Source organism: Microbispora triticiradicis (genome assembly GCF_005864065.1).
Taxonomy (GTDB): Bacteria; Actinomycetota; Actinomycetes; order Streptosporangiales; family Streptosporangiaceae; genus Microbispora; species Microbispora triticiradicis.
Genome location: NZ_VANP01000018.1, coordinates 69,186 through 87,832 on the forward strand (window position 1 = coordinate 69,186; position 18,647 = coordinate 87,832).

The window sequence follows — 18,647 nt, forward strand, 5'->3', positions numbered from 1 at the left end:
GCCGGCCCTCGGGGCGCCCTGCGGCCAAGGACGAAGCGCCCGACCTGCGTACTCCCTCCGGCCGCCCGCTGAAGTTCTGACGCGCCCGCCGCCTCCGCCCTGTCACGGGCGGGGCGGCGGGTGTCGCGCGTCCCGGCGGGTCCCGTCCCTGGCGCGTGAAATCGCCGTGAATTCCCAGCTCACGAGGTCATGGCGGGGGCGCGGGAGTGCGGGATAAGCGCGCGATAGCGATCCAAAAGTGGCCGGCGAGACCATCGTCTCCAACAAGCAGGCAAGCGTCCATTCGTAAGGACGGAAGCTCAGCTGGAGGGGGCCCGCTTGATGATGAACTTGATTGAGAGAGACGAGGCACTGACCTCGTTACAGGAGATGCTGGCGGCCGCGCTGACGGGCAAGGGCAAGGTCGCGATGCTCAGCGGCACCGTCGCCACCGGGAAGAGCGCACTGCTCGACGCGTTCGCCGAGCAGGCCGTGGAGCTGGGCGCCCTGCCCGTCGCCGCGACCGCGTCCCGCATGGAGCAGGACCTGCCGCTCGGCGTGCTCGGCCAGCTCATCGAAGAGGCGCCGCTGGTGGAGGAGGAGCGCGTGCGCGCGCTCGCGCTGCTTGAGGAGGGCAAGCAGACCGCGATGAGCTCCGGGCTCGCCTCCGAGACCCTGGACCAGGTGGACGCCCAGATCGCGCACGCTCTGTGCACTGTGCTGCTGGAGCTGTCGGAGCGTTATCCCCTGGTGATCGTGGTCGACGACGTGCACTACGCCGACCGTCCGTCGTTGCTGTGCCTGGCGTACCTCGCCCGGCGCGTACGCTTCGCCCGGATCATGGTGATCTTCAGTTACTCCGACTACGTGCGCAGCACCGACACCTTCTTCTGGACCGACCTGCTGCGCCAGCCGTACTGCGGGGTCGTGCAGCTCAACCCGCTGTCCCGGCAGGGGGTGCACACGCTCGTGCGCGAGCGGGCGGGCGACGACGTCGCGGTCCGCTTCGCGGAGGACTGGTACGCGTTCAGCGCCGGCAACCCGCTGCTGGCCGCCGCCCTCATCGAGGACTACCTCGGCGGGCCGCGGGAGAGGGACGGCGAGCCGGTGACCGACGAGCCGGTGGTCGGCGAGCGGTACGGCCAGGCCGTGCTGACCTGCCTGCACCGGGGAGAGCCCGAACTGCTCAGGATCGCCCGGTGCCTGGCGGTGCTCGGCGACACCGACTCGCTCGACCGGCTGCTCGGCCTGGGGCACACCCAGATCAGCAGGGCCATGAACGCCCTGACGGCCGGCGGCGTGCTCAGCGTGGGCCGGTTCCGGCACGAGTCGGCCCGTACGGCCGTGCTGGCCGAGGTGGGCCTCGACGAGCGCCGGGACCTGCACCGCCGCGCGGCCGAACTGGCGCACGCGGACGGCGCGGCCACGTCGGTGATCGCCGATCACCTCGTCCAGGCCGGCCCGATCGACGCGCCCTGGGTGGTGCCGGTGCTGGAGGACGCGGCCAGGGACGCGCTGCGCGAGGGCCGCACCGAGCGTGGCGTGGACTACCTGCGCCTCGCGTGGCAGGCGTGCACCGACGAGCGGCGCCGCCTCAAGATCGCCACGATGCTGGTGCGTGCCGAGTGGCGCATCAACCCCGAGGCGCCCGACCGGCACCTGGCCGACCTCACCGAGGCGATGCAGCGCGGTCACCTGCGCGGCAGCGACGGCGTGGTCCTGGCCCGCGCGCTGCTTTGGCACGGCCGGTACGACGACGCGCAGGACGTGATCGAGCATCTGACCACGGCCGGCTACGAGAGCGACCCCGAGACGGTGATGGAGCTCAACATCGCGCGCCCGTGGCTGCGCGCCACCCATCCCGCCTTCGCGTCCAAGCTCGGCGAGCCGCGCGCGGACACCGGAACCGCCCTGGTGTCGGTGGCCGCGGGGCGCCGTCTGGAGACGGCGACCGCGCTCGCGCAGGTGCTCGTCAACGGCCCGCACGAGGGCGCCCTGATCGCCGTCGAGCGCATCCTGCGGCTCGCGCGCCTGGACGAGATGTCGATGGACACCGTGGAGTGCGCGCTGCTCGCGCTCACCTACGGCGGGCAGGCGGAGAAGGCCGCGCCGCTGTGCGACCTGTTCAGCGTCGAGGCGTCCTCCCGGCGCGCCCCGAGCCGCCAGGCCAGGCTCTCGGCCATCCGCGCCGAGATGGCCGTACGGCAGGGCGACATGGTCAGCGCCGAGCAGTACGCGCGGGCCGCGTTGGAGATCATGCCCATCACGAGCTGGGGTGTCACGGTGGGCAGCCCGCTCGGCAGCCTGGTGATCGCGCTGACCGCGATGGGCCGGTTCGACGACGTGCACGACATCCTCGACCGGCCCGTGCTGGACGCTATGTTCGAGAGCCGGTACGGCCTGCACTACCTGTACGCCAGGGGCCGCTACAGCCTGGCGGTCGGGCAGGCGGCGCTGGCCCTGCGGGACTTCCAGCTCTGCGGCGAGCTGACCGGCAGGTGGGGCCTGGACGTGCCGGGCCTGCTGCCGTGGCGGGCCGGCGCCGCTGAGGCCTGCCTGCAGATGGGCCGGTCCGAGCAGGCCTCCCGGCTGATCGAGGACCAGTTGTCCCGCTGCAACTCCCGCACGCCGCGGGAGCTCGGCATGACGATCCGCCTGCTGGCGGCCACCAGCGAGCTGCGGCACCGGCCGATGCTCCTGCGCAAGTCCGCCGACATGCTGCAGAACGGCGGTGACCGCTACGAGCAGGCCCGCTCGCTCTTCGACCTGGCGGAGGCCTATCGCGGCCTGGGCGAGCACCGGAGAGTCGGCATGATCATGATTCGGGCGCGGGCCCTGATGAAGGAGTGCGGAGCCGAGATCGGCGGCGCGCAGGCGGCGGCCGAGACCGGCAAGCAGGCCTCCCCGGCTCTGAGCGGGGGCAGCGCGGCGCTGCTGAGCGAGGCCGAGCGCCGGGTCGCGGTGCTGGCCGCCGCCGGGCACACCAACCGGGAGATCGCCGGTGAGCTCTACCTCACGGTGAGCACGGTGGAGCAGCACCTCACCCGGATCTACCGCAAGCTCGACATCAGCAGCCGGGCCGACCTGCCCGCGGTCCTCGAGTTCGGCGGGGCCGCCGTCGGCTGAGTCGATCGTGGTCCCCCGGTGGCCGGCCCGTAGGGGGCCGGCCACCGCCGGACCGGAACACTGATATCCGGACCGTTTTCCGGTTCTATTCGGGACGCGTTTTATCGGCGCGGTCGCCGTCCTTTTTAGGGGTGTCGTGGCGTTGATCGGCCCCCTTACCCTGAGGGCACCCGGTTGTGCCGTCAGGAGGAATACATATGGGGACCGTGGTGACGCGGGTCAGCGACCTGCCGAAGGAATCTATGCGGGAACGGCTGGCGGATTTGCAGGTGCTCAAGGAGAGCATCCATTCAGGCCCGAGTGAGGAGGCGACCGCGCGCCAGCACGCCAAGGGCAAGCTCACCGTGCGGGAGCGCCTGGACGTGCTCCTCGACAGCGGGTCCTTCGTGGAGGTGGAGGCGTTCCGGCAGCACCGGGCCACCGGTTTCGGGCTGGAGCACCGCAGGCCGTACACCGACGGCGTGGTGGCGGGGTGGGGCAAGGTCTACGGCCGCGAGGTCATGGTCTTCGCCCACGATTTCCGGATGTTCGGCGGCGCGCTCGGTGAGGCGCACGCCGAGAAGATCCACAAGGTGATGGACCTGGCCGAGGCCGCCGGGGTGCCGCTGATCGGTTTGAACGACGGCGCCGGGGCCCGGATCCAGGAAGGTGTGACCGCGCTTGCCGGTTATGGCGGTATTTTCCGGCGCAATGTGCGGATGTCGGGGGTGATTCCGCAGATCAACGTCATGCTCGGCCCGTGCGCGGGGGGAGCGGCGTACTCGCCGGCTCTCTCCGATTTCGTGTTCATGGTGCAGAACACGGCCCAGATGTTCATCACGGGCCCGGACGTCGTGAAGGCGGTGACCGGTGAGGAGATCAGCGCCGACGACCTCGGTGGTGCGCGGGTGCACGGCACACTCTCCGGCGTGGCGGGGTTCGTCTGCCCGGACGAGGTGTCCTGTCTTGAGGAAGTCCGCTATCTGCTGTCCCTGCTGCCCGCCAACAACCAGGAACTGCCGCCGTCCATCACCTGCACCGACCCGGCGAACCGGCGCAACGACGCCCTGCTCGACCTGGTGCCGGCTGATCCGGCGATCTCCTACGACATGTCGGCGGTGATCGAGGAGATCGTCGACGACGGGGAGTTCTTCGAGTTCCACGCGGGCTGGGCGCAGAACCTCATCTGCGGGCTGGCCAGGTTCGACGGCCACGTCACCGGCATCATCGCCAACCAGCCCGCCCACCTGGCCGGGGTGCTGGACATCAAGGCCTCGGAGAAGGGCGCGCGCTTCATCCAGATGTGCGACGCCTTCAACATCCCGCTGGTCAGCCTGGTCGACGTGCCGGGCTTCCTGCCCGGGACCGACCAGGAGCACGGCGGCATCATCAGGCACGGCGCCAAGCTCCTCTACGCGTACTGCGCCGCGACCGTGCCGCGCATCTCGATGGTGCTGCGCAAGGCGTACGGCGGCGCGTACATCGTGATGGACTCCAGGTCGATCGGCGCGGACCTGTCCTTCGCCTGGCCGACCAACGAGATCGCGGTCATGGGCGCGGAGGGCGCGGCCAACGTCATCTTCCGCCGGGAGATCGCCGCCGCGCCGGACCCGGTCGAGGCGCACGCCCAGCGGGTGGAGGAATACCGCAGGCAGCTCATGCACCCCTACTACGCCGCCGAGCGCGGGCTGGTCGACGACGTCATCGACCCGAGCGAGACCAGGGCCACCCTGACCAGGGCGCTCGGCCTGCTGCGGGCCAAGCAGGCGTCGGGGCCGCGGCGCAAGCACGGAAACCCCCCGATGTGATGGGCGCCGAACTGCGGGTGGTCGCGGGAAATCCCACCGAGGAGGAGATCTGCGCGCTGGTGTGCGCCCTGTACGCGGTCGCGGCGGACCGTGCGGACGGCGCAGAACCCGGGCCGGTCGCCGGGCCGAAGAGACACCGGCCCCGGCTGCGCCTGCCGGACTACGGGTCGCCCCGGTCCTGGGTGGCGTGCCACCGAACCGACGCGCTCACCGGTGTCCGGTGACGCCGCAGCCGCCGCCCCGGGTGCTCCCGGGGCGGCGGCTCACCACGTTCTCCAAGCGGCCGGTCTCCCGGCGAACGGCTTCTAGGCGGACGGCCTCGACGAGCGTGTCTTCCACCGGATGTCGGGCAGCAGGGCGCGCACCGAGCGCCCGCGGATCGCGCCGAGCCACAGGCCGGACCCGTACGCCGCGTCGTCCAGGCGCCGGGCCACGGCGTAGCGGACCGGGTCGAGGTGCGCGCCGGTGCGCCGCAGATCGGTGAGGGCGTCCATCACGGCCACGGCGGCCACGGCCCGGCGGAGCCTCCTGGACAGCAGGCAGCCGACGGCGGCGAGCGGCCACCAGTGGCGGAGCAGCAGCGCCGCCGCCTGCCAGACGGCCGCGACGGCACCGTCGGCCGTCAGCGTCAGGGCGAGGCGCACCGGGTGCTCGCTCCGCCTGACCTTGGCCGACATCGTCGCGGCCGTGCCCGCGAAGATCAGCGCCGCGGCCGGCAGCGACCACCGCCGCTGCGCCAGCAGCGCCAGCACGAAGGCCGCGCTCCAGGGCGCCAGCACCGCGGGGGCCACGTCGCGGCCGTGCCGCCGGGCGAGCAGGTCGGCTCCGGTGCCGTAGAAGGCCTTGCGCCGCAGCCAGTCGTGGACCACCGTGCGGTGCTCGTGCCGCACCGTCGCGGCCGGCTCGTAGCGCACCCGCCAGCCCGCCCGCGCCAGCCGCCACACCAGGTCGACGTCCTCGCCGACGCGCATCTCGGCGCTGAAGCCGTGGCCGAGGGCGTCCGCCCGCGCCAGCAGGAACGCGCTCGGGACCCAGGAGACCGGCGCCCTCGGGCGTACGATGCCCGGATCGAGGCCCAGGTCGAGGGAGGACCGCGCGTCCTCGTAGCGGAGGATCCAGCGGGCCCGGCCGGGCAGGCGGAGCCCCAGCACGCGCGGCGCGGCCACGGCCACCCGGGGATCGGCGAAGTGCCGGAGCAGGGTCGGCAGCGTGCCGGGTTCGAGGACCACGTCGGAGTCCGCGAAGGCGACGTAGGGCGTGGTGACCCGGCGCAGGCCCGCGTTGCGGGCGGCGGCGGGGCCGACGTTCTCCGCCAGCGCGACGAGCACCGCGCCGTGCGCCGCCGCGACCTCGGCGACGGCCTCCGGGGCGGCCGACGCGTCGTCCACCACGATCACGCGGTGCCGGTCGCCGATGCCCGACAGCAGCCGGTCGAGCGCGGCGGGCCGGTCGCGCACCGGCACGACCACCGTCACCTGCGAGGGGTCGAGACCGGGCAGGTCCCCCACGACCGGGTCGGCGAGGCCCGCCTCCAGCAGCCGGTCGGCGAGCAGCGCAGAGACGCGGTCGCGGACCCGCAGCCTGCGGCCGTCGAACAGGTCCGCGGCGGCCGGGGTGAGGTACATGACCCGCGTCGGCGCGCCACCCACCAGGGTGCGCCCGCCGTCGCGGACCCGGACACGCCGGTTCAGCCGGACGGTGAAACCGTCCGGAAGCCGGCCGGGCGCCCGGGGGTCCGAGTCGCGGGTGATCTGATCGTGGGTCATGGAGTGAAGCCTCCGTCCGCCGATATCACCGATCCGTTGACGACGCCTCCCTCGCGAGAGCAGCAGAACGCGATGGTCTCGGCGATCTCGGCGGGCTCGATCAGGCGGCGCAGCAGCTGGGACGAGGCGAAGTCCTCGACGCCGTCCAGGCCGTACACATCGGCGGTGGCGGTGAGCATCGGCGTGCGGGTCGAACCGGGGGAGACGGCCGCCGCGGTCACCCCCGTGCCCACCAGGTCGGCGGCGAGGCCGCGCACCAGCCCGACCACCGCGTGCTTGGCCATCGTGTACGCCGACAGGCGGAACAGCCCGTGCGAGCCGGCCGCAGAGGCCACCGCGACGAACCGGCACGCCCCCGGCTCGGGCCCCGCCAGCATGTGCGGGACGCACGCCGCGGCGGTGTTCCACACCCCGAGCACGTCGGTCTCCCACAGGGCGCGCACGTGCGCGTCCGGGGTCTCCCACAGCGGCAGGCCGCCGGCCATGACCGCCGCGGCGGCCACGGCCGCGTCCAGCCGGCCGAAGCGGTCAGCAGCCACGGCGGCGGCGCGGGCGAGCGCGTCGCGGTCGCGCACGTCCGCGATGTACGGCACCACCACGCCGGGGTGGTCGTCGGCCAGTGACTTCAGGTCGGCGTCGGCAGCGAGCGGGTAGGTCACCCCGGCGGGCCGGGCCGGGCCGTCCGCCGCGCACGAGTCGACCGCGACCACCCGGTAGCCCCTGGCGCACAGCGCCCGCACGACGGCGGCGCCGATCCCGCGGGCCGCCCCGGTCACCAGGGCGACCCGGAAGCCGCCGTCCTCGCCGCTCACCTGGCTCATGCCGGAGAGGCCGTCGCGGCCGCGGCCGCGGGTCCGGGTGTGGGTGCGGGGGTGGGGGCGGGCAGGAGGCGGCCGGTGTGGTCGGCCCGTCCGTGCCGGACGCGGGCCGCCACGTCGTCGGCCATCCGGTCGAGCAGGCGGCGTCCCTCCCCGGCGGTGGCCGTGGTCGGATCACCGAGCACGCCGGAGGGTGACACGGCGGCGACGCCCCTGGCCGCGAGCTCGGGCATGATCTCCGCGAGCGGGGCGAGGTTGCCCGGCTCCGCCCGGGCCATGTCCACCAGACGCGGGGCCAGATGCAGCATGAGTGACGTCTCGGCGTGGCCGGCGTGGGCGTCGGCCGGCCCGGCCGCGCAGGGCGCCCAGCACACGTCGTGGCCTTCCTCGCGCAGCAGCGGCGTCGCGGCGGCGAGGGCGTCCAGGTTCCCGCCGTGACCGTTCACGATCACGACGCGCCCGGCCCAGCGGGACAGGGAGCGGACGAGTTCGACGAGCAGGAACCGGAGGGCGGCGGTCCCGATGGACATGGTGCCCGGGAAGTCCTGGTGCTCGCCGCTCGCGCCGTACGCGACGGGCGGCGCCACGAGGACGGGGTCGGCCGGAGCCACCGCGAGAAGGCGGGCGGCGGCGGCCCTCGCCACCGCCGCCGCGACCGCCGTGTCCGTGTGCAGGGGCAGGTGCGGGCCGTGCTGCTCAGTGGAGCCGAGCGGCACCAGCACGGTCGGCGAGGACGGCAGCGCGGGCCACGACAGGTCCGCCAGGCCGCCTTCGCCCCTCTCACGCATCGCCCGGAGACCCGATCTCCCTGGTGGAGCCGATCTCCCCGGTGAACCCGATCTCCCTGGTGAAGCCGGGCGGGACCAGCACGTCGCCGGGCTCCAGATCGTGGATCGACGCGCGGCCCAGGCCGAGCAGCGCCGAGTCGATGCCGCCGCGCAGGATGTCGAGCACGTTCTCCACGCCCGCCTGGCCGTTCGCCGCCAGGCCCCACAGCGAGGCGCGTCCGATCATCACGGCCCGCGCGCCGAGCGCGAGCGCCTTGACCACGTCGCCCCCGCGCCGTACGCCGCCGTCGAGCAGCACCTCGGCCTGGCCGTCGACCACCCGCGCGATGCCCGGGAGCAGCCGGATGGTCGCGGGCGTGCCGTCCAGGTTGTTGCCGCCGTGGTTCGACACCGAGATCGCGGTGACCCCGGCGTCCACCGCGCGGCGGGCGTCGTCGAGCCGGGAGATGCCCTTGAGCATGAACGGGCCGTCCCACTGCTCGCGCATCCACCGGACGTCATCCCAGCCGGGTGGCGGGGTCCGCATCCACTCGCCGTACGCGCCGAAGAACGTCGGAGCGGGACGGCCGGGCTCCGCCACGTTGGGAACGGTGAGGTCGGGCAGCCGGCCGGTCCTGGCGAAGCCCAGCAGCCACCGCGGCCGGGTCAGGCCCTGCGGCGCGAAGCGGGCGAGCGCCTTCAGGTCCAGGCGTTCGGGGATCCACGGGCTGCCCCAGTCCCTGCCGTGGGAGAACGTCCAGTCCAGGGTCACGATCAGCCCCTTGACCCCGGCGGCGCGGGCCCGCTCCATGTGCGCGGCCATGGACTCGCGGGTGCCCATCCAGTACATCTGGAAGAAGGTCTGCGGGTTGGCGGCCACGACCTCCTCGACGGGCTTGCTCGCGAAGTTGCTCAGCCCCATGATCGTGCCGCGCGCCGCGGCGGCGCGTGCCACCGCAACCTCCCCGTCGGGATGCACGGCCTGCACCCCGGTGGGGGAGATGAGCACCGGCAGGGAGATCTGCTGCCCCATCACGGTGGTGGACAGGTCGCGCTTGGCCGGCAGGTCCGCCACGTGCGGCGCGAAGCCGAGTTCGGCGAACGCCGCCGTGTTGTCGCGGTACGTCCGGCCTCTCTCCGAACCGGCGAGCAGCGCGGAGTACACCGACTTCGGCAGGTGGCGTCGCGCTCTGCGCTGCGCCTCCGCAACCGTCTCGAACCAGGCGTTCGCGGCCACGAGCTATCGTCCTTCTGCTACACGTCGGATGAGGGGCTGAACCCGGCGAGCGGGCTCTCCGCGCACGCGTGCACGGGTGGGTGTACGGGTGGGGCGGCGGAGGGGCGGCGTCCGATGCGCACCGGAACCGGCCCGGCTCCGGCCCGGCGGGCGCCGGGGCGGCGGGAGTGGTCCTGGCTGGGCCGGGGCACCGTACGGCCCGCCGCGGCGAGCGCGTCGGCGGCGTGCCCCTGCACGCATTCGGGGTCGGGCCCGTCGAGCGGCAGGCCGGTGAAGAACTTGGCGGCCATGCACCCGCCCCGGCAGGAGTCGAAGAACCCGCATCCGGTGCACGCGCCCGAGGTCTGCGGCGACCGCAGGTCCTCGAACAGCTCCGACTCCCGCCACACGGCGGCGAACCCGCCGTCGGAGAGCACGTTGCCGGCGCGGAAGCGGTCGTGGATCGCGAACGGGCAGGCGTACACGTCGCCCAGAGGGTCGATCAGGCAGACCACCCGGCCCGCGCCGCACAGGTTCAGCCCCGGCAGCGACTCGCCGTACCCCGCGAGGTGGAAGAACGAGTCGCCGGTGAGCACGTCCTCGCCCGCGCGCAGCAGCCACTCGTACAGCTCACGCTGCTGGGCCGCCGTCGGGTGCAGTTCGTCCCACACGTCGGCGCCCCGTCCGGACGGGCGCAGGCGGGTGAGCCGGAGCGTCGCCCCGCGCTCGTCGGCGATGGCCTTGAACTCGTCGAGCTGGCCCGCGTTCTCCCGGGTCACGACCACCGACAGCTTCGCGTCGGCGAACCCGGCCGCGGCGAGGTTGTCGAGCGCCCGCAGCGCCGTCTCGTACGACCCCGGGCCGCGGACCCGGTCGTTGACCTCGGGGGTGGCGCCGTCGAGCGACACCTGCACGTCCACGTAGTCCGTGGCGGCCAGGAACCGCGCCCGCTCGGGGGTGAGTCGCGTCCCGTTCGTGGAGAACTTCACCCCGACCTGGTGGTTCACGGCGTACTGCACCAGATGCCAGAAGTCGGGCCGCACGGTCGGCTCCCCGCCGCCGATGTTGACGTAGAAGACCTGCATGGCCTGCAGCTCGTCGATCACCGCCTCGCACTGGGCGGTGGCGAGCTCACGCGGGTCACGCCGCCCCGACGACGACAGGCAGTGCACGCACGACAGGTTGCAGGCGTAGGTGAGTTCCCAGGTCAGGCAGATGGGAGCGGCCAGGCCGTACTCGAACCGCTTGGCCAGCGACCCGCTCGCCGTCCCCGACCGTGCCGGGCTGTCCTGTACTGCCGAGTTCTGCGCCGTCGAGTTCTGCGCCGTCGAATTCTGCGCCGTCGAGTTTCGCGCTGCCGTGCTCCGGCTCTCCACCCGCCCGCGCGGCCTGATCATGTCCGCGCCGGCGAGGCCCCGCAGGGCCTCCGCGTACGCGGGCCACCGGCCGGCGGGAACGCCGGCACGGGTCAGCGCGGCACGGGCGTCGGGCTCGGTGGAGAGGTCGCGGAGCACCGAGACGAGCTCGGGGCGCTTGAGGAAGGTCAGCCGCCGGTTGCCGAAGTGGTAGGCCAGGGCCCCGAACGGCTCCGGCCGCAGGGCCACCCGGGGAGACAGCTCCCAGGCCTCGTCCAGGGGATCGTTCATCAGTAGACGCCGCACATGCCGTCGATCGACACCTCTTCGATCAGCGTCTCCGCCGTGAGCTCCTCCGTCGCCTCGGCCGGAACGGTCGTCTCCTCCATGGCTGCTCCTTCCTCGGGGCGCGGAACCTGGTTTTTTGGAATAAGCGGGTTTTCGGGGATAAGCCGGGTCTTCGGGATATTCGTGCGGCGAGAGCCGGACCGGGGCGTCCTCGCGGAATCGCCGGCGCTCTCGAGATGTGAGGGAAGGGACTACCGCCGCGACGGTCTCGATTCGAGCGGCCACGATTCGAGCCCGCTCGACCTGAGCGAACTCGAATGAGGCGACTCGCCTTTCTGCTGAAACACCAATCACACTAAAAGGAGTGATAGGCGTGGAAAACCCCTAGACACCCTTGTCCGGGCGGTCCCGGCCCCCGCCTCGTGCCGTCCGGGGTGCGGGGCGGGGGCGCGTGAGCCGCGACGCGGCGCTGTCGAGGAGCATCTCCAGGGCGGCGGGGTAGGCGCTGTCGTTCATGCGGGCGACCAGCAGAGGGGCGACCGCCGCGATGTTGGGGTGGGTGGCCCGGGGCAGCCGGGCGTAGGTCGCCCGCCAGATCTCCTCGTCGGCTTCGCGCGCCTCGGCGGGCAGCGCCAGGGTGGCCGCGTCCAGCGCCGCGAAGGCCAGCGTCATGTCGATGAAGGTGTGGTAGACGCCGACCGCCTCACGGTCGGGGAACCCCGCGCCACGCAGCAGCCCGAGGATCGCCTCGTCGGCCGCGATCTCGTGCGACTTGCCGCTGATGCGGCTGGCGGTCAGCACCGCGGCCTGCGGGTGTTCGAGGTAGGCGGCGTGGATGCGCAGGCCCAGGTCGCGAAGGCCGGCGCGCCAGTCGCCGCCTCCGCTCCAGCCGGCCATCGCCTGTCCGACGAGCATGTCGCCGATGGCCAGGGTCAGGTCGTCCACGCCTCTGAAGTAGCGGTAGAGCGTGCTGGGGTCGGCTCCCAGGGCGATGCCGAGTCGCCGTACGGTGAGGCCGGCGGGGCCGTGCTCGCGCAGCATGCGCAGCGCGGTCCGCACGATCAGGCCCTCCGAGAGGACCACCCCGTTCTTCGTCGGGCGGCGCCGCCGGCGCGCCGACTCGCCCACCACCGGCTTGGGCACGGCGTCCCCCTCTCTCCTCACCGCCTACCTTATGCCAACGCCATTGACGTTCGGGGTGGGGGTGGCGTTGGATCGGCACATCAGGGGCGTTTGTCCAAGAAAGGGATGTTTGTACCATGCGCGTGCTGCTTGTCGGAGCCGGTGGAGTGGGTACGGCGATCACCCGGATCGCGGCCCGCAGATCCTTCCTCGAGCACATGGTCGTCGCCGACTACGACCTGTCCCGTGCCAAGGCGGCCGTCGCCGCGCTCGGGGAGACGGGGGATCGCTTCAGCGCCTGCCGGGCCGACGCGGGTGACGAGGTCGCGGTCGCGGCGCTGCTGGCCGAGCACCGCTGCGACGTCCTCCTCAACGCCACGGACCCGCGGTTCGTCATGCCGTTGTTCCGGGCGGCGCTGGCGGCCGGCGCGCACTACCTGGACATGGCGATGTCGCTGTCGCGGCCCCATCCGGACCGCCCGCACGAGGAGTGCGGGGTCAAGCTGGGCGACGCCCAGTTCGAGACGGCCGCGGAGTGGGAGCGGGCGGGCCGGCTCGCGCTGGTCGGCATGGGCGTGGAGCCGGGGCTGTCGGACGTGTTCGCCCGGTACGCCGCCGACGAACTCTTCGACCACATCGAGGAGATCGGCGTGCGGGACGGCGCCGACCTCACCGTCGACGGATACGGCTTCGCGCCGTCGTTCAACATCTGGACCACGATCGAGGAGTGCCTGAACCCCCCGGTCGTCTACGAGACCGGCCGGGGATGGTTCACCACCCCGCCCTTCAGCGAGCCCGAGGTGTTCGACTTCCCCGAGGGGATCGGCCCGGTCGAGTGCGTCAACGTCGAGCACGAGGAGGTCCTGCTCATGCCCCGCTGGATCGACGCCGAGCGGGTGACCTTCAAGTACGGGCTGGGCGCGGAGTTCATCGACACGCTGCGGACCCTGCACCTGCTGGGGCTGGACCGCACCGAGCCCGTCCAGGTCGCCGCCGGGGGCGGCACCGCCGTCAAGGTGTCCCCGCGCGACGTGGTCGCGGCGTGCCTGCCCGACCCGGCCACGCTCGGGGAGCGCATGCGGGGCAAGACGTGCGCGGGCACCTGGGTCAAGGGAACCAAGGACGGCGGCCCGCGTGAGGTCTACCTCTACCACGTGGTCGACAACCAGTGGTCCATGCGTGAGTACGGCTCCCAGGCGGTGGTGTGGCAGACCGCCGTCAACCCGGTCGTGGCCCTCGAACTGATGGCCTCCGGCGCCTGGTCCGGCGCCGGAGTCCTGGGTCCCGAGGCCTTCCCGCCGCGGCCCTTCCTCGACCTGCTCACCGAGTACGGCACCCCCTGGGGCATGCGCGAGCAGTGACCCCGGCGCGGGCCGTGCCCGCCTCCGTCAGAAGATGCCCGTGACGACGTTCGACCTGGCCTGGATGGCGACGCCGTCGCCGTCGACGAACCTGGCCCGTACGTAGACCTCGTCGGTGACGCCGTCGAGAAGGCCGTCGTCCTCGTTCAGCCAGCTCCCGGGCTCCTCCTGCCACTGCGTCAGCAGGCGGATGCCCTCCTCCGTGGCCGACAGCCCCACCGCCGACCTCACGTAGGTGATCGGGCCGAGGACGAGGTTGTCGGAGACCGGGTCCTCGCCGTAGAAGCGCAGCTCTATCCGCGCTCCGTTGTTGAGGTACCCGTTGGCGTCGTACAGGTTCATGGGGACCTTGACCAGGACGCGCACGTTCATCAGGCCGGGCCCGGGAGGCGCCGCTCTGGTGATGCTCAGCGACGCCGTGATCGTGGTCGCCGCCTGTGCCGGTGTGCCGGCCGGGCCGAGCACTCCGCCGGCGAACAGCGCGCCGGCGAGCAGCGCGGCGGCGAGCGCCGAGCGGCGAACGCGGTGCGTCTGCGCGGGGGTCCTCACAGGGGTTTTCACAGGGGTCTTCACGGGCTTGTTCGAGGGGATGCGCATGGGTCTCCTCCGGATGGCGCACGCCGGGCGCTCTGCCCGGCGACTCCGCACACGCTAGGAGGAGGCCCTTCCCGCATCCTTCTCTCCGGCCGGCGACTCCTTCCGCGCCGCCTCCCACGTGGCGCCGCTCCGGCGGCAGCGGGCCGCGTCCCGCGGATGCCCGGCGTCGTCGAAGAGGTCGGCCGCCTGTGCCAGCAGGCGGGCCTCCGCCGGGTGGTCTCCCTCGGCCCGGGCGATATGGGCCCGGGCCTCCAGGATCGCCGCCTGCCAGGAAGTGCCCTGCCACAGCTCGGCGGAGCGCTCGGCGGTGGCCAGATGGAGCCGCGCGTCGCCGAGGGCGCAGGCGATCGCCGATGGCACGGCGAGCATCACATGGCAGAAGAAGCAGACGTCGCCGGCGCCGAGGGTGGCCCAGGCGCGGTCGACGACGGCCCGCGCCTCCCGGGGGCCGTCCGCCGCGACGATCATGGTGCCGAAGATGCGCTGCATGAGGTGCATCGCGAGGTTCGACCAGCGCGCCAGCGGCAGGGCGCGGTTGAGCAGGCGGCCCGCGGCCGCCTTGTCGCCGCGGGCCAGGCACAGTTCGGCCAGGCGTTGCAGGGAGTGCGACTCGCCGGCGAACGCGCCGATCTCCCGATGCAGGTCGACCGACTCGCGCAGCTCCCGCTCGGCCAGGTCGAGGTCGTCGCTCAGCAGGGCGGCCTCCCCGATCAGCGCGGTCGCGAACGCCACGGCCCGCATCGCGCCCGCCCGCGTCGCGGTCTCCCGCAGCGCCGCCGCCAGCTCGATCACCTCCCGGTACGGCGTCGGGCCGTAGAGCAGGTACTCCGCCACACAGAGGTGGGAGTCGAAGATCGCGGTGGCCAGGGACGGCTCGTCACGGGTCCGGCGTAGCTCCACGCGGAGCTGCTGGTACCACTCTCCCCGGTTGTGCGCGACCAGCCCCCGCAGTGTGACCAGGTCGAGGACCTGCCGGTCCATCTCGCCCGCCGTCACCAGGCCGCGCGCCTGCTCCGACACCGTACGCGCCAGCTCCAGGTCGCCCCGGAAGTAGGCGAGCTGACCCCGGGCGAGCAGGATCGTCGGGTCGGGCGGTCCGCCGCCGAGGTCCAGCTCGTCCAGCATCGTCCCGGCCGTCTCCAGATCGCCGGCCAGCACCAGCATCTGGGCCAGCCGGGCCCGGAGCGGCCTGCGCCGGGGCGGCGGGGCGGCCTCGATCGCCTCCCGGTAGGCCGCCGCCGCCGCGGCGTCGCCGACGGCGGCGAGCAGGTCGGCGCGCAGCGCGAGCGCACGCGGGCGGTCGGCCTCGCCGCACACGTGCCGGATCGAGTCGACCAGGGCCAGCGCCTCGCGGAACGCCCCCACCGCCGCCTCGGTCTGCGCGGCACGGAGCACGTACGGCACGGCCGCCGCGGCGTCCCCCGCTGCGAGCAGGTGGTGACCGACCCGCGCCGGCGAGGCGTTCAGGGCGGCCAGCCGCTCGGCGCAGACCCGGTGCAGCCGGCGCTGCCGGTGGGGCGGGATGCCGGCGAGCAGCGCCTCGCGGATCAGGGGGTGCCGGAACCGGTAGCCGCTCGCGGTGCGCTCGGCGACCAGTGCCGCCAGCGCCGCGTCCAGGCAGTCGAACGCCTCGTCCTCGGTCGCGCCGGACAACGCGATGAACTCGTCGGTGTCGAACGCGGAGCCCGCGATCGCCACCCGTTCGAGCACGGCCCGCGCCCGCGGGTCGAGCAGGCCCAGCACGACCTCGCCCGGGACGGCGCCGGGCGCGTCACCCTCGCCGGCCACCCGCGCGGCCTCGACGACGGCGAAGGGCAGCCCCCCGGAGAGATGCCAGATCCGCTCGCCCGTCTCCGGGCCCAGCCCCGGCCGGGACGCCCGTGCCAGCGCCTCGGTCTCCTCCCGGCCGAGGGGAGTCAGGGGAAGCTCCACCGCCGCGCCCCGCGTCAGCAGGCTCGACCGCACCTGCTCGAACGTGTCCGTGAGCGGCTGCCTGCGGTGGCAGAGCAACAGGAGCACGCGTTCGCTCGCGCAGCTTCGCGCGAGGTAGTGCAGCAGGCGCAGGCCCGCCTCGTCCGCCTCGTGCGCGTCGTCGACGACGAGCAGGGCGCCGCTGCCCGCGGACGCGAGCCGCATCAGCTCCATGACCGCGACGTAGAGACGCTGGTGGCCGCCGTCGCCGCTCCAGTCGAGGTCGCGGCCGGAAAGCGCCAGCTCGATGCTCTCCCGGCAGCGGTCGTCCAGGCCGTCCAGCAGGGTGGGGTGGCGCCGGCAGAGGTCCGCGACCGCTTCGAGCACCGGGGCGTACGGCCAGGCGCCCTCCACCCGCGACGCCGCGCCGGCGCCGGTGCGCCAGCCCATGCCCGCGACCCGGTCGAGCGCCCACCGGGCGAGGAACGACTTGCCGATACCCGGTGCGCCGGCCAGGAACACCGTGCGGCCCCGGCCCCGCCCGACCTCGGCGATCGTCTCCTCGAACCGGCGGGTCTGCGCCTCGCGGCCCACCAGGACGGCGGGAGCGGCCGGCCCCGCCCGTCCGGCGGGATCGGCGGTCAGCGCCTCGCGCAGGGCGACCGCCTCCGCGCCCGGCGCGACGCCGAGCTCCCGGCCGAGGGCCCGGTCGAGCCGCTCGTACTGCCGCAGGGCGGCCCGGCGGTCGCCGCGCTCCGCGTGCCGCCGGATCAGGGCGAGATGCGCCTCCTCGTTGGCCGGGTCGAGCTCGACGAGCTCGTCCCAGCGCTCCGCCTGCCGGAGCAGGCGCGCGTACAGCAGACGCAACCGGTCGCGGTGGGCCTGCGCCCATCGCTCGTACGGATCGTCGGGCAGCAGGGGACCGGCGTAGGCCTCCAGCGCCGCGACGGCCGCTGCGGCTCCGCCGTCGGCGAGGGCGGCGGCGGCCAGCTCGGCGAAGCGGACCGCGTCGACGACCACGGGCACGTCGGGAAGCAGTCCGACGCTCTCGCCGCGCAGCACGACACCGTCCGTGGCACCGAGGGCCCGGCGGGCGTAGTGGGCGGCCTTGTGCAGCCGGGGCGCGGCCTGGCCGGGGGAGACGCCCGGCCAGAGCGCGTCGATCACCTCTTCGCGGTGCAGGCGGCGGCGCGGTGCCAGGGCGAGCAGCTTGACCAGCTCCGCCGCCTGGCGGCGATGCCACGCCCCGGGCGGGAGCACGCTGCCGTCCACGTGGACGGCGAACCGTCCCAGCATGGTGATGTGCACCTGCATGTCCTGGCACCTCCGGACATGAAGGTACTCGTCAGCCGGCGCCGACGGCACTGATCATCTCCACCTCCGCGCTCATCGCCGAGTTGAGCTCCAGCAGGTGGCGGCGCACCTGGTTGAGGTCCCAGCCATAGGCCGCGATCCGGTCCACCGCGTCGTAGATCGGACCGATGACGCGGTCCCGGTCGGCGGCGTACGTGCCGGACAGTGATCCCGGTCCGCCCGCCGCCGCGACCTCCCGCGCCAGCCTCTCCGCGTCGCGCAGCGCGTCGGTGATGCCGTGGGAGCTCAGCGGGTCCAGGAAGGAGCCGGCGTCGCCGACCAGCGCCCACCCGGGTCCCTGGGCCTCGCGGACGAAACTCGGCCGCCCCACCCAGGTACGCAACCGAAGAGGAGGCCCGGCGGCGGCCAGCCTGCCGCCGGCGCCCTTCGTGGCGGCGGCGAGCATCCGGTGGTAGCGCCCACCCAACCCGCCTCCCGTCCTGGCGCCACTTGTTCCGCCGCCGGAGGTCCCGGCGGCGCCCTGTTCCCCGGCGGTGGCCCGGAAGAGGGCGGCGGGCATCCCGGCGAAGACGCACACCTGGCCGTCGTTGGTCGGGATCATGCCCGCTGTGTGACCGGGCCGGTAGAACCACTCGTAGCCGCTCGTTTCCAGGCCGGTCCAGTAGCCGTACACGACGGCCCCGGCCCCGGTGCCCGTACGCAGCGTGCGGGCACCGGCGGCACGGGCGACGGTGGACCGCCGGCCGTCCGCGCCGACCGTGAGCCGGGCCCGGACGGACACACGGGTGCCCCGGCGGTCGTGGCCGGTCACCCCGGCGACCCGCCCCGAGTCCTCCCGGAGCAGGCCGGTGACGGTGACCCCGAACCGCACCTCGGCCCCGGCGGCCGCGGCCGCGTCCACCAGCAGCGCGTCGAGCAGGCTCCGCCGGGGCGCGTAGAGCGCCTCCACCCCCAGGCGGGGCCTGATGCTGACGGTGGCGGTCTCGTCGCCGTAGTGGAAACGGGTCTGCCGCACCGGCGGAGTGCCGGCGGCGACGATCCGGTCGAGCAGCCCCCACCGGGACAGCAGCAGCACGCCACCCCGCATCAGGGCGTGGGTGGACAGCGTGTCCGCGCCGTACCGGTCGCGGTCGGCCAGCAGCACCCGCAGCCCCTGCCGGGCCAGCAGCATCGCGGCCGCGGCCCCGCCCGCGCGAGCGCCGACGACGGCCACATCGAAACTCTCCACGTCGTCTTCCCT

The 18,647-nt window shown here is 73.7% G+C and carries 14 protein-coding genes; 4 read left to right on the forward strand and 10 right to left on the reverse strand.

Features of this window, described 5'->3' with window-relative positions; translation table 11 throughout:
• Positions 1-324 precede the first annotated feature (324 nt).
• The 3 genes from FED44_RS31630 to FED44_RS31640 all read left to right on the forward strand — a co-directional run bounded on the left by FED44_RS31630 (position 325) and on the right by FED44_RS31640 (position 5,116).
• Positions 325-3,105 (forward strand): helix-turn-helix transcriptional regulator, encoded by a 2,781-nt coding sequence (locus tag FED44_RS31630; RefSeq protein WP_117409961.1) that lies wholly within the window; start codon positions 325-327, stop codon positions 3,103-3,105.
• 197 nt (positions 3,106-3,302) lie between these two features.
• Complete coding sequence (locus FED44_RS31635) at positions 3,303-4,892, forward strand: acyl-CoA carboxylase subunit beta (RefSeq protein WP_220499464.1); 1,590 nt, start codon at positions 3,303-3,305, stop codon at positions 4,890-4,892.
• Positions 4,892-5,116 (forward strand): acyl-CoA carboxylase subunit epsilon, encoded by a 225-nt coding sequence (locus FED44_RS31640; protein WP_117409931.1) that lies wholly within the window; start codon positions 4,892-4,894, stop codon positions 5,114-5,116. The genes FED44_RS31635 and FED44_RS31640 overlap by 1 nt, the downstream gene beginning before the upstream one ends.
• 81 nt (positions 5,117-5,197) lie before the next feature.
• On the opposite strand, the gene mftF is transcribed toward FED44_RS31640, so the two are convergent.
• The 7 genes from mftF to FED44_RS31675 form a co-directional block, all read right to left on the reverse strand.
• Entirely contained in the window at positions 5,198-6,658 is a 1,461-nt protein-coding gene (gene mftF, locus FED44_RS31645; RefSeq protein ID WP_138462967.1) for a mycofactocin biosynthesis glycosyltransferase MftF, read from the reverse strand.
• Positions 6,655-7,479: a mycofactocin-coupled SDR family oxidoreductase gene (locus FED44_RS31650; RefSeq protein ID WP_138462968.1), complete on the reverse strand. Its 825-nt coding sequence runs from the start codon at positions 7,477-7,479 to the stop codon at positions 6,655-6,657. The genes mftF and FED44_RS31650 overlap by 4 nt, the downstream gene beginning before the upstream one ends.
• On the reverse strand, positions 7,476-8,264 hold the full coding sequence (mftE, locus tag FED44_RS31655) for a mycofactocin biosynthesis peptidyl-dipeptidase MftE (protein ID WP_138462969.1): 789 nt from the start codon (positions 8,262-8,264) through the stop codon (positions 7,476-7,478). The genes FED44_RS31650 and mftE overlap by 4 nt, the downstream gene beginning before the upstream one ends.
• On the reverse strand, positions 8,257-9,480 hold the full coding sequence (gene mftD, locus FED44_RS31660) for a pre-mycofactocin synthase MftD (protein WP_117409935.1): 1,224 nt from the start codon (positions 9,478-9,480) through the stop codon (positions 8,257-8,259). The genes mftE and mftD overlap by 8 nt, the downstream gene beginning before the upstream one ends.
• Before the next feature lie 17 nt (positions 9,481-9,497).
• Entirely contained in the window at positions 9,498-11,105 is a 1,608-nt protein-coding gene (gene mftC, locus FED44_RS31665) for a mycofactocin radical SAM maturase (RefSeq protein WP_138462970.1), read from the reverse strand.
• A complete protein-coding gene (gene mftA / locus FED44_RS31670) occupies positions 11,105-11,203 on the reverse strand; it encodes a mycofactocin precursor MftA (RefSeq protein WP_117409937.1) in 99 nt (32 codons plus the stop codon). Before mftA ends, mftC begins: the two co-directional genes overlap by 1 nt.
• 283 nt (positions 11,204-11,486) lie before the next feature.
• The gene (locus tag FED44_RS31675; protein ID WP_244302439.1) at positions 11,487-12,266 is read right to left on the reverse strand and encodes a TetR/AcrR family transcriptional regulator; all 780 of its coding nucleotides are present in this window, start codon (positions 12,264-12,266) and stop codon (positions 11,487-11,489) included.
• Between the two features lie 95 nt (positions 12,267-12,361).
• On the opposite strand from FED44_RS31675, the gene FED44_RS31680 reads away from it, so the two are divergent.
• Positions 12,362-13,585: a saccharopine dehydrogenase family protein gene (locus tag FED44_RS31680; RefSeq protein WP_138462971.1), complete on the forward strand. Its 1,224-nt coding sequence runs from the start codon at positions 12,362-12,364 to the stop codon at positions 13,583-13,585.
• 27 nt (positions 13,586-13,612) lie between these two features.
• On the opposite strand, the gene FED44_RS31685 is transcribed toward FED44_RS31680, so the two are convergent.
• The 3 genes from FED44_RS31685 to FED44_RS31695 form a co-directional block, all read right to left on the reverse strand.
• Complete coding sequence (locus FED44_RS31685) at positions 13,613-14,146, reverse strand: hypothetical protein (RefSeq protein ID WP_138462972.1); 534 nt, start codon at positions 14,144-14,146, stop codon at positions 13,613-13,615.
• A 90-nt stretch (positions 14,147-14,236) separates the two neighbouring features.
• The gene (locus FED44_RS31690) at positions 14,237-17,407 is read right to left on the reverse strand and encodes an ATP-binding protein (RefSeq protein WP_138462973.1); all 3,171 of its coding nucleotides are present in this window, start codon (positions 17,405-17,407) and stop codon (positions 14,237-14,239) included.
• A gap of 31 nt (positions 17,408-17,438) precedes the next feature.
• Positions 17,439-18,635, reverse strand: a complete 1,197-nt coding sequence (locus tag FED44_RS31695; protein WP_138462974.1) for an NAD(P)/FAD-dependent oxidoreductase — start codon at positions 18,633-18,635, stop codon at positions 17,439-17,441.
• Positions 18,636-18,647 lie beyond the last annotated feature (12 nt).

Bases quoted from the DNA above. Each gene is read 5' to 3' on its own strand.
- FED44_RS31680 (WP_138462971.1), top strand. From the start codon at position 12,362: ATGCGCGTGCTGCTTGTCGGAGCCGGTGGAGTGGGTACGGCGATCACC.
- mftE (WP_138462969.1), bottom strand. From the start codon at position 8,264: ATGCGTGAGAGGGGCGAAGGCGGCCTGGCGGACCTGTCGTGGCCCGCG.
- FED44_RS31690 (WP_138462973.1), bottom strand. From the start codon at position 17,407: ATGCAGGTGCACATCACCATGCTGGGACGGTTCGCCGTCCACGTGGAC.
- FED44_RS31630 (WP_117409961.1), top strand. From the start codon at position 325: ATGAACTTGATTGAGAGAGACGAGGCACTGACCTCGTTACAGGAGATG.
- FED44_RS31635 (WP_220499464.1), top strand. From the start codon at position 3,303: ATGGGGACCGTGGTGACGCGGGTCAGCGACCTGCCGAAGGAATCTATG.
- mftA (WP_117409937.1), bottom strand. From the start codon at position 11,203: ATGGAGGAGACGACCGTTCCGGCCGAGGCGACGGAGGAGCTCACGGCG.
- mftF (WP_138462967.1), bottom strand. From the start codon at position 6,658: ATGACCCACGATCAGATCACCCGCGACTCGGACCCCCGGGCGCCCGGC.
- FED44_RS31640 (WP_117409931.1), top strand. From the start codon at position 4,892: ATGGGCGCCGAACTGCGGGTGGTCGCGGGAAATCCCACCGAGGAGGAG.
- mftC (WP_138462970.1), bottom strand. From the start codon at position 11,105: ATGAACGATCCCCTGGACGAGGCCTGGGAGCTGTCTCCCCGGGTGGCC.
- FED44_RS31650 (WP_138462968.1), bottom strand. From the start codon at position 7,479: ATGAGCCAGGTGAGCGGCGAGGACGGCGGCTTCCGGGTCGCCCTGGTG.